This window comes from Paenibacillus terrae, from assembly GCF_000943545.1.
Classification (GTDB): Bacteria; Bacillota; Bacilli; order Paenibacillales; family Paenibacillaceae; genus Paenibacillus; species Paenibacillus terrae_A.
The window spans coordinates 178,252-193,381 of record NZ_JTHP01000001.1; the positions used below are offsets into that span (position 1 = coordinate 178,252).

Genomic DNA, 15,130 nt, shown 5'->3' on the forward strand with positions numbered 1-15,130 from the left:
TTGTATGCTGGGAATTTGGCGAAGTGAAATGGAACGGATATGGAATCGAAAATCCACAATTTTATTATATATAGCTTTTGTACTTATCGTTATTGCAAACATTTGGAGCCTGAAAATAACAGATACAATGAGGTTCCGGTTCGGGGAAGGGATTGTTGCTGTTAACAATTTGAACTTGCCGTGGCTCATGATGAGTGAAGTTTCCTTATTTCTGATCACGGCGATGTTACCCATTTTGTATGTGGATCAGTTAAGCGGGGATATTCATTCTGGTGCGTATCGCTTATACGTATTGCGGCCGTACCGGCGTTTTCAATTCTGGTTGGGTAAGCTGCTCGCATTATCAGTTACGACGATATTTTTTACAGGAACGACCCTGCTTATAGGTGTGTTTGCCGGGTGGATGTTGTTCCCGAACGCCGCTACCTTTTTTAAATACGGTTCGACATTACCCTCCACCTCAACGGAAGCTGTCTCATACACCCTTGCGTTTTATCTGTTGCTCACGCTGGTTTGTCTGGCAAAGCTCATGCTGAGTAGTGTCGTGTGCTTGTTCATCTCCAGACCTTTGTTTGCCTTTATTGCCATTTTGGCTTTATCTATGTTTCTCTACCCCATTTTCAAGCCGCTTGTGGTATTGATGGACCCTTTTCAGCAAATTCTGCTTGCGTTAAGAGTGGATGGTTCCTTCAAATTCTGGATGTGTTTAGGTATGACTGTACTACTGTGCTCCATCGTTAGTTTCACTCGTTGGCAAAAAAAGGTTATCTAGAAGCTTGGTTTAGAACGGAGGTTTCACATGAAGACGAAAGAAAACCTTTATAAAACCTTAGATTTCTTTATGCTCCGTACCCCGGTGCTGCCTATAGAAGAGTTTGCAAAATGCTTTCCAACCTGTGTCGGAGAAGATGAGAATGTCAGAGAGGTCACATTGCATCATCTATCCGAATGGTCCAGCAACCCATTCATACGTGAAGCACTGGCAGCTTCCAGCCCTACGTTGCTTGAATCTTTATTACATATTAGCAACCCGGACAATTCGCGCAAACAGGGACAGGTCATCAAAGCCTTCATGCGCTATATCATCAGAATGATGACACGACCCACACCGTTCGGCTTGTTATCGGGGGTCACATACGGGCAATTCACGGAACAATCACAGCTTTGTTTACGAGGGACGGATACTTATCAAAAGCGTGCAAGACCCGACATGGAGTGGCTGCTGAAAGTGATGGAGCTGATCGAAGGCCGTCAAGAGGTGGTACGTCAGTTAAGGATTCAGCGTAACACCTTAATTTACCGTCAGGGCAACCGTGCTAAAATTCCCTATACGACAAGGCATGGAAGTATGGTTGACGGTGAAGATCAGAGTGTGTCCGTTCGTACGACCCAAGTGTTTGATTGTGTGATGGACGTAAGCTCGGTCCCCATCCCTTATCTGGAACTGGTCGATCATCTCCAAAAGGAATTTGTGGGTGCTAGTCCTGAAACGATTGACCGTTATGTGTGGCAGCTATTTGAGCAAGAATTTCTGATTTCTGAGCTTATTCCTCCTACGACGACTCCTGACCCGCTAAATCATATACTATCCACCTTGAAACACGTAACGGGTATGGATGAATTCAAACAAAAGCTTATTTACATTGCAGATGCTATTCATGAATATAATGGTTTACCTATCGGTCAGGGAGAAGAATTTCTGGCTGAATTAAGACGCTACATGGACGATATGTTCAGTGTGAAATCCAGTTTGCAAATCGACCTGTCTATGGAGGATCGAGGGATGTCCCTTCCGCACGCCATTCGTAAAGATGTTGAGCGTGTTGCTGACTTGTTGACCAAGCTTTCGACGCGTGAAAACAGACCCTTGGACGAATTTTGTGTGGAATTTCTGGAGAAGTACGGGCCGTACCGAGAGGTTCCCTTGCTGGAGCTGCTGGATGAGGATACGGGCTTAGGGGCTCCTGCAGGCTACAAGCATCCCCTGAGCCGCCGAGTGCGACTAGAGAATATGTCTCCATCCAAGTCGAGAACGCATTATGAAAAACTTTTATTTCAATGGTTCGTGTCCTGCATTCATGAAGGAAAGAATGAAGTCGTGCTGACAGATGCCATGATAGACGAAATTGTAAAGGGGCAGGAGCAGGGGGAATGGCTCGCAGCACCTTCTATGGAATTGATCTTTCAGCTTTCTGCCTCGGACCAACTGGCTGTGGATCGCGGCGAATATACCTTGCTGTTAGGACCTAACCAGGGGTCTGATGGGGCGGGGAAGACATTCGGGAGATTTTTGGACCTGTTTGGGCAGCCTTTTGCGGACCTATTCTCTCAAATTCAGCTAGAAGAGCAACGATTACAGCCTGAAAAGTTGCTGGCTGAGATATCCTACTTGCCTAGCTCGGGAAGAACGGCGAATGTGGTGTTAACGCAGCACACCCGGCCTTATGAAATTGCAATAGGAACCAATCACATCATGCCAGAGGAACGGCAAATTCATGTTTCGGACCTCGCCGTAGGAGTACGGAACGACCATTTCTATTTGAAGTCGATGAGCCGCAATCGTGAGATCATTGCCAGAGCCGGACATATGCTCAATGCGGAATTGACCCCTAACATATACCGCTTTCTCTTGGAGGTCAGCGACGACGGTTACCGACATTGGTCGCCTATGGAGTGGGGGTTCGTCGCGCACGCTCCTTTTACTCCGCGTCTAAGATATGAGCATATTATTCTTCACCCGGCGACATGGAGAATGATATGTGATTCAACACTGAATGCATCCAAGGACGCGGGGCTTTTTGAGAAGTGGGTGCGTCAGTTCCAAAAAAAATGGAGTCTGCCGCGTTATGTGTACATGATTGAATTAGATAATCGCATTCTGCTGGATATGGAACACCCGCTGCATTTGGAGCAGATTTGCAAGGAGCTTCAATCCAAAGGCAAAGTCACTCTGATTGAGCATATAGGTGCAGTCGAAGATATGCCCGTTTCTCGCAGCGGTAGCCGTGTAGCGGCCGAATTTGTGTTTCCGCTAGTGCGTCGCAACCAGGTTGTTGATGCGTATCGTTTTGGAGAAGAAGTGGCTGCTTCTCTATATATAGATCAGGAGGAAACCAATCATCACCCCACAGAAGTGGCCTTTGCTTATTTGCCGGGTAGCCGCTGGTTCTATGCGAAGCTATATGGTATGAACAGTCGGCAGGATGAGTTTATTGGTGGGTACTGGGAGGAATTTGTGCGCCAGCAACAAGATAGTAGTGTGATCCTTCAGGGCTACTTTATCCGCTATGCTGATCCAGATAAGCATATTCGCGTTCGGTTCGAACAGTCGGAGAATCGGGAGGGCAATGCGTTCCTTTCCCTGTTCCATCAATGGACAGAGACGCTTTTGCATGAAGGATTGATATCCAGAGTGGTCATTGATACCTATGAACCTGAAATAGAGCGTTACGGCGGGAAGGAGCCTATGGCGTGCGCGGAGCGAATGTTTTCCTGCGACAGTGAGGTAGCGGCTAGGCTTGTACATCTGATCCGGTTCAACCAGACCTCCTTGCAGCAGGATGTGATCGCAATCCTAAGCGTCATTAACCTCCTGTCTCAGTTTGGGTACAGCGAGGAAGATACCTTCAACCTCCTGAATCAGCATTTTGACGTCAAAGAGTATTTGAATGATTTCCGCAAGGAAAGAAAGTTCTTTTTACAATGGATGGCATCGGATCAGGAAAATCTAAATTCGATTCAATCCAGCCGTGACTCCATAGAGAGTATTTTTAACATGAGAAAAGAAGCAGTAGCGCGGTATAACCGAGTGATCCATGAACAGGAAGCGAAGGGGGAAGCCACCAATACAAGAGATGATATCGTATATAGTGTGATCCATATGCATCTAAACCGATTACTAGGGATAGACAGGGATCGGGAGCGTAAGGTGATGATTATGGCCAGACATGCGATGCACAGCTTGATTCAGTATCGGTGGAATTGTCAATGAGCAGCGTGCAGGAAAGTACAAAGCTTGAGGTTGAGTCCATCTGGAGGTCCATACGACAAGGTTTAAAGCTTTTTGGACTGGTATTTGGCATGAATAAGCCATATATGGTTTCCAGTATTTTTTTGCACATCGTCCAAGGCTTGATGCCTGTTCTTACATTGATTATTATGCAAAATCTGCTCAATAGCATTGTTTCTTCCAGCCCACAGGGCATCTCCCTGATTATGCTTCAATTTGGTCTGTTTATAGCCATTCATGTATTAAAAAGTGTGGTGACGATGAGTCAAAGCTATGTAGAGGGCACGCTTGAAGCTGTACTGTCCAAGTTCCTGAATATTATGATCGGAGAAAAGTCAGGTTCCTTGGGACTGGCGGATTATGAAAATTCGGAGATCAACGATCAGCTAAAGCGGGCTTCTCAAGAGGCTTCTTATCGTCCGTATCAGTTATACACACAAATGGCAGGCATTATATCGAGCTTGGTTACCATGCTGTCTTCTGCAACGCTACTTTTCCTATGGAAATGGTGGGTTGTCGTCATTCTTTTTATAATCTCTTTGGTATCTGTGTATTCCATTTTCAAATTAAATAAAGAACAGTTTGAAATTTACATGAATCGTACCCCGTTATATCGGGAGTCCTGGTATATGACCTATTTGCTGACCAATGATCGTGCGGTCAAGGAAGTGAAAATGTTTAATCTGGGACCTTATTTGCTGAAAAGATACGGGGCTTTATTACAACGATTTTTTGTAGAGGACAGACGAATATTGGGCAAAAGGGTTAGGATTACGTTTCTGTATAGCCTACTGGAGCTGACGGTTTTGTTATGGGTCGTATGGCTGGCGATTCGGGAAACCTTTGAGCAAAAATTATTAATAGGCAGTTTATACGGCTACATTCAAGCTATTATGCTGACCCAAAGCCAGATGCAGGCCTTGATTCAAGGGATTGTCCAATTTTCGCAAAATAATCTGTATATGGAGCAGTTATTTCTATTTTTACAGTTACCCACATCGGATCCGGTTCGTCGTCAACAGGAACAGGCGCTTCCGATCCGCCCAGAATGCAGTACCGGCTTTGGTATTGAGCAAATTTCAATAGAAGGCGTTTCTTTTACCTATCCCGGTCAAACCGAGCCGTCCATTCGGGATATTCATTTAACAATGGATAAAGGCCAGACCATAGCCATTGTAGGGAAAAATGGTTCAGGGAAATCAACGCTCATGAAGGTGCTGATGCAGCTCTATTCGGATTACAGCGGTGTGCTCAAATTGAATGGGCGTCCTGTTCAAGATTACGATCTGGAACAGATTCAGGAGAAAATAGGCGTAGTATTTCAGGATTTTATGCATTATGAAATGTCTGCTCGTCACAATATCGGCTTTGGTTCGCTGGAGCATATGGGGCAGGATGAGGAGCTAATGCATGCTGCCGAATACGCAGCTATAGACCGCATTATAACCCAATTGCCACAGGGCTTGGACACACAGCTTGGAAAATGGTTCGAGGATGGCTACCAGCTCTCGGGAGGCCAGTGGCAGCGGGTGGCTATCGCAAGGGCCTTTTTACGGAAAGCGGATGTGTATATTTTGGATGAACCTAGTTCTTTTTTGGACCCGGTGGCAGAGAGGGACTTGCTCGTCTTGTTTCTGGATTTAATGAAAGACAGCATCGGAATTTTTATTACTCATCGCATTTCCTCAGCACGTCTGGCTCAGAAAATTGTGGTGATGGATAATGGTTTAATTGTGGAGCAGGGGACCCATAGGGAATTGATCTTACTGGATGGGTTGTATGCAGAGATGTATAGGATTCAGGCCAGTTCGTTCAGTGAAGAAGATTCCTTAATCGAAGCCGGAGGGAGAGTTTCAGGATGACGACGATTTCATATACATGCGACAGTTGGATACCCGTCGAGGGGGAAATGAAAGATAGGATATCTGCGGTCTTGCTGGAGATTGCCGAGCGTTATAGAGACCCGGAGCAGGTTCGTTTATGGATGAAAAAAGTACCTCCGATCGAATCTGACGGAATGAAGATTGAGCGTTGGTCAGATGAAAGCTTGGGAAGCGGGTTTACGGGCATATGTTTGCTGATGGGTCAGTTGGATCGACTCTATCCCGAGGATGGCTGGGATAGGGTAGGACATCAATATCTGGAGCGGATTCGTTTGGTCATGGAACAGCAAGGTATCCATGATCTGTCGCTGTATAGTGGGTTAGCAGGTATTTTGCTGGCCATTCGCTCCTTATCGAGAAAGGGTACGCGCTATCAAGGGATGCTGGACACTCTCGCCTCCTGGTTCGAAGAATCCGCGCTGCATAGTGTGGCTTTATGCCAAGAGCAATGGGAAAAAGGACAGCTACAAATGAGTCAGTATGACGCCATATCAGGTTTTACGGGGATAGGACGCATCGCCATGTTATTTTCTGACCGCCCCACTATGTGTACGGTATGGAACCAGACCATTGAGTTGTTTCAAGTGATGTGCAGCGACCGAATTAGGAATGGCCATTCTGTACCTGGCTGGCACATTTCTTCAGAACATCAGTTTCAGGAGAATGAAAAGCTACAATATCCTCAGGGGAATTTCAATTTAGGACTTTCGCATGGTATTGCAGGTCCCTTATGTTTTCTGAGTCTATCTGCTCTACATGGAGCGGACTCCCTTCTTTTAGTGAACGATATACATAAACTGGCCAAGTTTATACATCATTGGCGTGTTCAGGATAAAGAGGGCATAATTTGGCCTGGTCGGGTTTCTTTTGAGGAGTGGCTGGATGACCAACCTTTGCCGGACAGCGCTCAAAATCATCGTGATTCTTGGTGCTACGGTGTACCAGGCATTGCACGTTCGATCTGGCTGGCAGGACAAGCAGTTCAAAATGAAGAATGGATTGAAACGGGACTCAGTGCATATTTGGATATAGAAAAACGGCTTTATCGCAACGGGGGATTAACCTCTGCCACATTGTGTCATGGTGTCGGAGGATTGCTGCAATTGGTTCAGCGTATGTATTCAGATACCGGACATGAGCAGCTAGGTGCGATGCGGAATAGGCTACTGGAAGATGTATTAAATATGTTCGATTCTGAATCGCTGTTTGGTTTTTATGATCACAGTCTACTGGCTGGAAGAATGGAAGAAGTGGATGAGGCTGGTTTTCTGAATGGCAGTGCGGGTGTTGCTTTGGTGTTGGCTTCATTGATTGGGGGAGAAAATCCGGAGTGGGACGCTGCTTTTTTAATTCGCTAAAACGGAGATATAAGCTTTAATCGATAAAAAGGAAGATCCAATCGACCATTAGCGGGTCGCTGGATCTTCCTTTTTGAATACCAATACCTCGTGAGCCTCAGTCAGACCTTAGTACACCGAAGCTGTCTTCGAAGTGTTCTTGATGCCGTTGGCATCATTCAATATGATATTGCCCCATGCCGTCGGCGTTTTCCAGTCGCTGCTGTTCACAAGGTCAAGCCATGCGTTCTCGCTGTTGTTGCCCGTCCAGGACCAGGCCAGATAGCCGATGCCTCTGGCTTGGGATTGCTTCATGACCTCATAAGGGTTCACAGTAGTGCCCAGATTGTTGTTGCCATTGTTGTAGTTGTAGCCAAACTCGCCCACGATGACAGCCAGCCCCTTGTCCTTCATAGCTTGCAGCTCGGAGCCGATCTTGCTGGAATCATTGTAGTTGGCGTACATATGGACGGAGAACAGCAAATTATGGTTGGGATCATGCTGTAGCAGCTCAACGCCATGGGCCTTAATCGGGGAGGCATATTGTCCCCAGCCGGAGCCGTCGATCACAATCGTATTCGGCAAGCCTGCGTTGCGCAGGGTGGTGATCGCCGTTTTGTAAGCGTCTCGCCACGCGGCATCGGTGAGGTTGTGGTCACCCCACTCATTCGCGATATTCACGAGGACATACTTCTGGTTATCGGCCAGTACCTTTTTCACCGCTGGTTGAGCGAAATAACGGGCCATATCGTTCAAACGGTTGGCGTCATTGCTGCCCGTAACATCGTGCAGTTCAACGACAGAGATCAGCTTGAGCTGTTTGGCACGGTTGATAATTTCCTCCAGTCTTTGCGCCGATCCATTCGTCTGCCACACAATGCGAACGGTGTTGGACTTCGTCGCCGCAATGGTATCCAATGCCTGATAGGCCTGTGTATCGAACCAGATATGAGGGTTATTCACTCCACGCATGACAAGGGTATTCCCGTTCGCATCCTTCAGACTGGTTCCGCTTACATAAAACCCCGAGGCAGCAAATGATGTACCTCCATTCAACAAACCCATGCTGGAAAAAAGCAGAAGCACTACAGCGAATACCAGCACCTTTTTGCCATATAACCGCCAATCTCTCACAAACCAACGCCTCCTCTTCTATAGTCAAGTTAATCCTATGTTGAAAATGAATACATATTACACCTATTGTGATGTTGGAATGACATATCGTTTCTTTTACATAGACTTCGGGTATTAATTGTCTAGTCACGCAATAGATTGACATAGGGGAAAAGGAGGTATGAGTATGTGGAAATGGGGCAAGAGGCTGTCATTACTAGCTTCGATACTTCTAATGGCGAATATTGTAAGCGCATGCAATAAGGATGACGCGTCAGGCAAGGTGAAGATTGAATTTTTCCAGAACAAGCCGGAGGCCAAAGGTTCCTTCGATAAGCTGATCTCCCGATTCAATCAGGAGCATCCCGGCATTGAAGTGACACAGGTCAACCCGCCGGAGGCAGAGACGGTGTTGCTGACCCGGGTTGTCAAAAACGATGTACCTGACATTGTGGGGCTTGGGGCCACCGATACTTATTCCATTTTGGCGCAGAGCGGTATTTTTACGGATTTGGCGAATACGGATCTGCCGCATACCGTGGACCCAATCTACCTCAAAATGCTCAAGGATGTGACCGGGGCCGATCCGGTGTACGGAATCCCTTATGCCGCCAATGCAAATGGTGTGATGTACAACAAAACACTTTTTAAGGAAATGGGATTACAGGTGCCCAAAACGTGGGACGAACTGATCGCAACGGCACAAAAGATCAAGGCCGCAGGCAAAATCCCATTCTATTTTACATATAAAGATGATTGGCAGACGAATCTTCCCTTCAATGCACTTGGCCCGAATCTGGTGGGCATTGATTTTTTCCTGCAACGACGTGCAAATCAGGTCACCTTTCAGGACAAGTACCGCGAGGTGGCGGAAAAGCAGCTGGAGCTGCTGAAATACGGACATGGCGATAATTTTGGCAAAAACTATGCGGACGGGAACCGTGCCTTTGCTAATGGGCAGGGGTTTATGTACATCCAGGGCTCATGGGCGATATCTGAAATCCGCAAGGCGAATCCGAAGGTGGAGCTTGGATTCTTCCCGTTACCGACAGGGAACGATGAACAGGCGGTCAAGCTGGTGTCCGGTATAGATACACTGTTAGCCGTGTCGGAGAGCACTCCGCATAAAAAAGAGGCCGAGGAGTTTATTGCCTTCCTGCTGAAGCCGGAGAACAGCAAGCAGTATATTACAGAGCAGACGCTGTTTTCAGCGGTGAAGGGAGTCACGCAGGATGATCCGAGTGTAGCGGAGCTGCTGCCGTATTTTAAAGCCGGACGTGTGATTGATTTTGCCGATCATTATATTCCGAAAGCCGTACAGTTAAATTCCATTGTGCAGGCCTTCCTGCAAAACGGAGACATCGACGCTTATTTGGCGAAGCTGGACAGTGAATGGAATAAGGTAGCTAACCGCCGATAGGGGAGGAGGATAAGGCATGAATAAGCGACTAACGGCTTTCTATTGGATGACCGTGCCGGCTGTCCTGTTGTTTTTTATATTTTTGACATTGCCTGCTTTGCAGGGCTTTTATTATTCGCTCACGAACTGGAACGGCTTTGGTCATCAATATCACTTTGTCGGGTTCAAAAACTATGTCAATCTGTTTCAGGACGATAATGTGGGGAACGCATACTGGTTTACCTTCAAGTTTGCCATTGTGGTTACGATTGCGATTAATGTCCTCAGTTTACTGATTGCGCTGGGGCTGAATGCTAAAATACGGTTCCGTAACTTTTTCCGGGGTATTTATTTTCTGCCTAATATTTTGAGTGTGCTGATTGTCGGGTACATATTCAATTACTTGTTTTCGAACGTGTTTACGATTTGGGGGCAAAATTTAGGTATTACCTCATTGTCGACGAATATTTTGGGCAGCGAGCAGTTGGCTTGGGTGGGGGTTGTGATCGTAGCCGTATGGCAGGGGATTGCCTTCAATACGATTCTGTATCTGGCCGGGCTGCAAACCATTCCAACAAGTCTGTATGAGGCATCCAATCTGGACGGTGCAGGCAAATGGCGCGAATTCTGGAGTATTACGTTTCCGCTGATTGCCCCGTTTTTTACGATCAACATGGTATTGGCGATGAAAAATTCTCTCATGGTGTTCGACCAAATCGTGGCCTTGACGAACGGCGGGCCGGGGCGGGCGACACAGTCGATATCACACTTGATCTATACAGGGGGCTTTAGAGGCGGGGAATTTGCTTATCAGTCGGCTAACTCTGTCATTTATTTTATTGTGATTGCGATGATTTCCATCTTGCAGCTGCGATTCCTCCAGAGAAGGGAGATGGATAACTGATGAGAACGAGCAGACGTACCAACTGGCCTGTGCTGCTTTTGGTGGCGTTGGGGACGATATTTATCCTGTTTCCCCTCTATATGACGGTGACGATTGCGCTTAAAAATCCCGAGCAGATGGCGCATTCTGCCTTTGCCTTTCCGACCGAGCTGCATTGGGGGAATTTTAGCCGTGCGGTGGAAATGACCAACTTTTTCAGTACTTTTCAGAATAGTGTGATGGTCACGACATCGACGGTAGTGTTGACGCTGCTGACCAATTCCATGGTCGCTTATGCGATTGCGCGTAATATGCAGCGACGCTTTTTTAAGGGGTTATATTTTTATTTTGTGAGCGCGATGTTCATTCCGTTCCCGATCATTATGCTGCCGATTGTCAAATTGGCCTCGGGACTTCATATGACCAATCTGTTTGGTCTGATTATGCTGCATACGGTGTACGGGCTGGCGTTTAACGTGTTCGTCTATGTCGGCTACATCCGTTCCATTCCGGTGGCGCTGGAAGAGGCGGCTACGGTAGACGGGGCGACGACATGGGGCACGTTCTGGCGAATTATTTTCCCGTTGATGGCACCGATTAGTGCTACCGTTGGGATACTCACCTGCCTGTCCACCTATAACGATTTTCTGCTGCCGCTCATTATTATCAGCGACCCGGAGCAGTACACGCTGCCGCTCGTTCAGTATGTGTTCCAGGGACAGTTCAATACAGACTTTAATCTGGCCTTTGCCTCGTACCTGATGGCCTTGCTGCCGATGATTATCGTTTATCTGATTGCACAAAAATGGATCATCAACGGCGTTACGCAAGGCTCCGTGAAGTAAGCGGAAATAGAATAACTCCAAGAAACACTGAAGCTCACTGGGGAAACATAAAGATGTCCCATTTACCGCAGCTCACACAGGTATATGGGACATCCTTTTTATAGCATTACTATTTAGATGCTTTACTTTGGGTCGTCAGAGGCTGTAAAGGTACAGTTATCTCTGCTTCGGGGGCATCTGTTGTATAGAAGAACATATAGATAGAAGCCTCGCTTCCCTTGAAATTCTTATAGACATCCACCGCTTTGTTATTGCCGTCCCCTGTAAAATTAGCCGAGATCGGTTTACCCAAAATCCGTTCTTTACCTAGGCCAATATGGGTCTGGTTGATCCCGCCAAAACGAGCGTCCTCGCTTTCAGTTTCTACGAACAAGTCCGCCCCTTGCTTGTAGTAGGTCCACTTCACAGGATAACCGCCGATTTGTGTAGTTAGCGTCTGTTTTTGTTCAGAAATATCAGTTAGACGCTGTGGCGTTTTGTCATCCGAATGGATCGTAACCTTGTATTTACCCGTAAACGTAATCGGTGTATCCTTGGTAATCACAAGATCGGAGGGTCGTTCAAAACGGATGGTGGTCAGATCAGGAGTACTACTGGGTGATGACCATTTGTTACCCTCCAACGTTTTACCGTTTACGGAAAGGAAGTATTTTTGATAAGGTATATCGGCGAATTTCTTCTTGCCTCTGATCGTGAGACGGATTTGCGTAGGTGTGACAACCATCTGTTCCATTGTGAAATTCGGATTTCCTTTCTCCAAAGGAATATTCAGAACGGTTTTAATGGTTCCGCTTTCCATCCGCTTTTTGCTTAATTGCAGATCAAAATTTATCGGTTCATCTATACTTTTCTCGGTTTTGGCATATTGCAGCTTGTAAGTAATTTGCCCTTCCGGTATATGTTCTCGGATAAAATATTGCTGTGCTGTATACTCCCCGTTATCTCCGGGTTTGCCAAAAGCCCCTCCAGGCTGCGACATCACAGGCTCTCCGCCTTTGTAGGCAATGATTTGCGGATTATCCCACCTCTTGGGTATCGACGAATCGAAGGTAATCGCCGAGGACAGCATCAGTTTATCCTTCCCTTGTTCAAATACCTGCACCTTCATATCTTGTAAACCGTCACGATCCAGTGTGAAAGTTTGTATTTTGGGAGATTGGGTATCAAGCGGTAAATCCAACTCCTGTATGCTGTCAAGCTCTACATGTTCTACGGTCAGCCGCATGTTCTCTGTGTCCTGCTGCGGTGTCCAGTCACTTTCAAAGTACCCGTTGTACCGTTGATTTTTCGGGTCCCATTGTTGAAAGTTATACTCCCCTTCACTGTTTTTCCCCGTGGCGTTTTTAAGTGTTATGCCTTTGACATTCCAAAACTCGTTGTCTGCCCGTTTTCCGACCTCCAGGCTGTACAGGATCACGGTCCGGTTTTCATCGACAATAGCTGTATGTAGCGTTAGCTTCACACCGTCTCTGGTTACAGACTGCTCCAGCGGTTGCCCAAGGTCTTGATTTAGAGCCGTCTGAATGCCGCTTCTTCCGTGTAACAGATTGTCCCAATTATAATGGATGGCGGCATAGACGGGAACTGCAACCAGAAGTGCACTCAGAGAAGCGGTAACCGTTATTTTGCGCCAATTTTTGTGTCGGCGTGGAGTAACGGCTTCGGAATGGTCCGTCGTGGTAGGCGCAGTATACCCTGCCTGTTCCATACGGCTCCACATGTTCTCGAAATCGGGATAGGGAACTCCCGCATCTTCATTTAGTTTATGCTTCAAGGTTTCTTCTGTTTTGCTCATAGCTGTCTCCTTCCCACTCGGGAATCTGTACGCCTGCATCCCGCAGTATTCGTTCCATTAGCCGAAGTCCTTTGTGCGTCCTTGATTTGACAGTCCCCACTGGGATTGCCAGCAGCTCAGATATTTCCCCTAAAGTAAAATCATGCATATATCGGAGTGTTAGCACAGCGCGGATTTTGGCTGGAAGACGATTCATATAAACAGCCCATTCCTCTGCGGATTCGCGCTCCTCCACCAGCCTGTCCACGGGCTTGCTTTCGGTCCCGGTGAATAAATAGGGATTAGCCGACACCTTCATATGCAAGCTGTTTCGGCGTTTAAGGTAATTCAGACAATGGTTTACTGTAATTTTCATAATCCAGGCTTTTAGGTGTTCGATATGTTCGCGATTGCTGCGAAACAAAGTGATAAACACTTCCTGAGTTAAATCTTCTGCATCCGATGCATTATGTACCATATAGTAGCAGGTCCGGTATACATCCCGTTGATACAGATCAAACAAATCTCGATTGCTCTCCAATATGTGCCCTCCTTTCCTGTGCAGGTTACCTGTATAACAACTGCCGCTCCAAAAAGGTTCATTTGTTGTGAAAATTAAACGTCTGCGTCGATGTATTTCGCTTTTCTTCAAATGTACCATGTTTTTCTGTACCATTATTTTCAGGTTGCTTGCTCATCCATTAATGATGTAATGGTAAAACGCAAAAGAAGCCTGTAAATCTCAAAAACTGCAGATTTACAGGCTTCTTATATTTTCCGAAGTTCTAGACACGAAGGAATGAACAGTCCTTTACGCGGAGGTACATCGACGGACAGCGTGCGGATATACTTCCGCTTAGTCAGCCACCCGCACGAGTGTTCTGCCCTGCGAGCGGGCTGCCAGGATGTCCTCCAGCGCGTTTGGCAGGTCAGCCAGTCTGATTTCGCGCTCGACAAGCTGCTCCAGCCGTTCCGGCTTCCAGTCGCTGCCGAGCCGCTTCCAGATCGCTACGCGTGTTTCATAAGGGCAGAAGACGGAGTCTATGCCCAGCAGGCTGACACCGCGCAAGATAAACGGCAGCACCGTGGTAGGCAGCTTGGTGCCTGCCGTCAGACCGCTCACGGCAACGGAACCGTTGTAGGCGACTTGGCTGAGCAGCGAAGCGAGCGGCTTTCCGCCTACGGGATCAATGGCCGCTTGCCAGAGCTGCTTGCCGAGCGGCCGGATGCTCTCCGCGCCGTCGTAGACCTCATCGCGCGAGATCACCTCAGCCGCTCCGAGCGCCTTGAGGTAGTCGTGCGCCTCGGCTTTGCCGCTACTGGCTACAACATGGTAGCCCCTCTTGCCCAGCAGGGCAATCGCGGCTCCGCCTACGCCACCCGTTGCTCCGGTGACGAGCACCTTACCTTGATCCGGCGTAACGCCGTTTTGCTCCAGCCGATGTAACGACAGGGCCGCGGTAAAGCCAGCTGTCCCATAAATCATGGCTTCTCTTGGCGTAAGTCCGTCTGGAAGAGGAACCACCCAGTCTGCAGGCACACGCGCATATTCGCTGAATCCCCCGAATTGAGACACACCGAATCCGTATCCGGTAACGAGAACGGCTTGTCCTTCGCTGAAACGGCTATCCTCCGAAAAGACGACGGTTCCCGAGCAATCTATGCCGGGCACGAACGGATAGGCTTTGACAATATTGCCATCCTTGCGGGCGGCAAGCCCGTCTTTATAATTGATGCTGGAATAAGCGACACGAATCAATACTTCTCCAGCAGGTAAACTGCCAGTTTCCAGAGAGCGTACCTCTGCTTGAACTTCACCGTCCTGCGTCTGATCAACGACAAGGGCTTGAAATGATTGAGTCATTTGTAAAAGCCTCCTTTATTGCA

At 47.4% G+C, this 15,130-nt stretch carries 11 protein-coding genes; 7 read left to right on the forward strand and 4 right to left on the reverse strand.

The genetic code is table 11. The annotated features are described in order from the left end of the window. Window positions 1-4: 4 nt before the first annotated feature. Genes QD47_RS00755 through QD47_RS00770 form a run of 4 tightly spaced genes read left to right on the forward strand, consistent with a single transcriptional unit; the run spans window position 5 to window position 7,250 of the window. Window positions 5-772, forward strand: coding sequence for an ABC transporter permease (locus tag QD47_RS00755; protein ID WP_044644305.1), 768 nt, complete (start codon window positions 5-7; stop codon window positions 770-772). Window positions 773-799: 27 nt separating this feature from the next. Then, the gene (locus QD47_RS00760; RefSeq protein WP_044644306.1) at window positions 800-3,991 is read left to right on the forward strand and encodes a lantibiotic dehydratase; all 3,192 of its coding nucleotides are present in this window, start codon (window positions 800-802) and stop codon (window positions 3,989-3,991) included. Then, entirely contained in the window at window positions 3,988-5,871 is a 1,884-nt protein-coding gene (locus QD47_RS00765; RefSeq protein ID WP_044644307.1) for an ABC transporter ATP-binding protein, read from the forward strand. The genes QD47_RS00760 and QD47_RS00765 overlap by 4 nt, the downstream gene beginning before the upstream one ends. Next, window positions 5,868-7,250, forward strand: a complete 1,383-nt coding sequence (locus QD47_RS00770) for a lanthionine synthetase C family protein (RefSeq protein WP_044644308.1) — start codon at window positions 5,868-5,870, stop codon at window positions 7,248-7,250. Before QD47_RS00765 ends, QD47_RS00770 begins: the two co-directional genes overlap by 4 nt. A 108-nt stretch (window positions 7,251-7,358) precedes the next feature. Here QD47_RS00770 and QD47_RS00775 read toward each other — a convergent pair whose 3' ends face one another. Beyond that, complete coding sequence (locus QD47_RS00775) at window positions 7,359-8,363, reverse strand: cellulase family glycosylhydrolase (RefSeq protein WP_044644309.1); 1,005 nt, start codon at window positions 8,361-8,363, stop codon at window positions 7,359-7,361. A 166-nt stretch (window positions 8,364-8,529) separates the two neighbouring features. Between QD47_RS00775 and QD47_RS00780 the strand changes: the two genes are divergently transcribed. From QD47_RS00780 to QD47_RS00790, 3 genes are read left to right on the forward strand one after another with little or no spacing between them, the layout of a single operon-like run. Next, on the forward strand, window positions 8,530-9,762 hold the full coding sequence (locus QD47_RS00780; RefSeq protein WP_044644310.1) for an ABC transporter substrate-binding protein: 1,233 nt from the start codon (window positions 8,530-8,532) through the stop codon (window positions 9,760-9,762). Between the two features lie 16 nt (window positions 9,763-9,778). Beyond that, window positions 9,779-10,645, forward strand: coding sequence for a carbohydrate ABC transporter permease (locus QD47_RS00785; protein ID WP_014278657.1), 867 nt, complete (start codon window positions 9,779-9,781; stop codon window positions 10,643-10,645). Next, entirely contained in the window at window positions 10,645-11,469 is an 825-nt protein-coding gene (locus tag QD47_RS00790; RefSeq protein ID WP_044644311.1) for a carbohydrate ABC transporter permease, read from the forward strand. The genes QD47_RS00785 and QD47_RS00790 overlap by 1 nt, the downstream gene beginning before the upstream one ends. A gap of 109 nt (window positions 11,470-11,578) precedes the next feature. Here the strand turns inward: QD47_RS00790 and QD47_RS00795 are convergent, their stop codons facing one another. The 3 genes from QD47_RS00795 to QD47_RS00805 all read right to left on the reverse strand — a co-directional run bounded on the left by QD47_RS00795 (window position 11,579) and on the right by QD47_RS00805 (window position 15,107). Beyond that, window positions 11,579-13,264, reverse strand: coding sequence for a DUF4179 domain-containing protein (locus QD47_RS00795; protein ID WP_044644312.1), 1,686 nt, complete (start codon window positions 13,262-13,264; stop codon window positions 11,579-11,581). Beyond that, window positions 13,233-13,784, reverse strand: a complete 552-nt coding sequence (locus QD47_RS00800; RefSeq protein WP_044644313.1) for an RNA polymerase sigma factor — start codon at window positions 13,782-13,784, stop codon at window positions 13,233-13,235. Before QD47_RS00800 ends, QD47_RS00795 begins: the two co-directional genes overlap by 32 nt. 315 nt (window positions 13,785-14,099) lie before the next feature. After that, window positions 14,100-15,107, reverse strand: coding sequence for an acrylyl-CoA reductase family protein (locus tag QD47_RS00805; RefSeq protein ID WP_044644314.1), 1,008 nt, complete (start codon window positions 15,105-15,107; stop codon window positions 14,100-14,102). Window positions 15,108-15,130 lie beyond the last annotated feature (23 nt).

Bases quoted from the DNA above. Each gene is read 5' to 3' on its own strand.
- QD47_RS00755 (WP_044644305.1), top strand. From the start codon at position 5: ATGCTGGGAATTTGGCGAAGTGAAATGGAACGGATATGGAATCGAAAA.
- QD47_RS00760 (WP_044644306.1), top strand. From the start codon at position 800: ATGAAGACGAAAGAAAACCTTTATAAAACCTTAGATTTCTTTATGCTC.
- QD47_RS00765 (WP_044644307.1), top strand. From the start codon at position 3,988: ATGAGCAGCGTGCAGGAAAGTACAAAGCTTGAGGTTGAGTCCATCTGG.
- QD47_RS00770 (WP_044644308.1), top strand. From the start codon at position 5,868: ATGACGACGATTTCATATACATGCGACAGTTGGATACCCGTCGAGGGG.
- QD47_RS00780 (WP_044644310.1), top strand. From the start codon at position 8,530: ATGTGGAAATGGGGCAAGAGGCTGTCATTACTAGCTTCGATACTTCTA.
- QD47_RS00785 (WP_014278657.1), top strand. From the start codon at position 9,779: ATGAATAAGCGACTAACGGCTTTCTATTGGATGACCGTGCCGGCTGTC.
- QD47_RS00790 (WP_044644311.1), top strand. From the start codon at position 10,645: ATGAGAACGAGCAGACGTACCAACTGGCCTGTGCTGCTTTTGGTGGCG.
- QD47_RS00795 (WP_044644312.1), bottom strand. From the start codon at position 13,264: ATGAGCAAAACAGAAGAAACCTTGAAGCATAAACTAAATGAAGATGCG.
- QD47_RS00805 (WP_044644314.1), bottom strand. From the start codon at position 15,107: ATGACTCAATCATTTCAAGCCCTTGTCGTTGATCAGACGCAGGACGGT.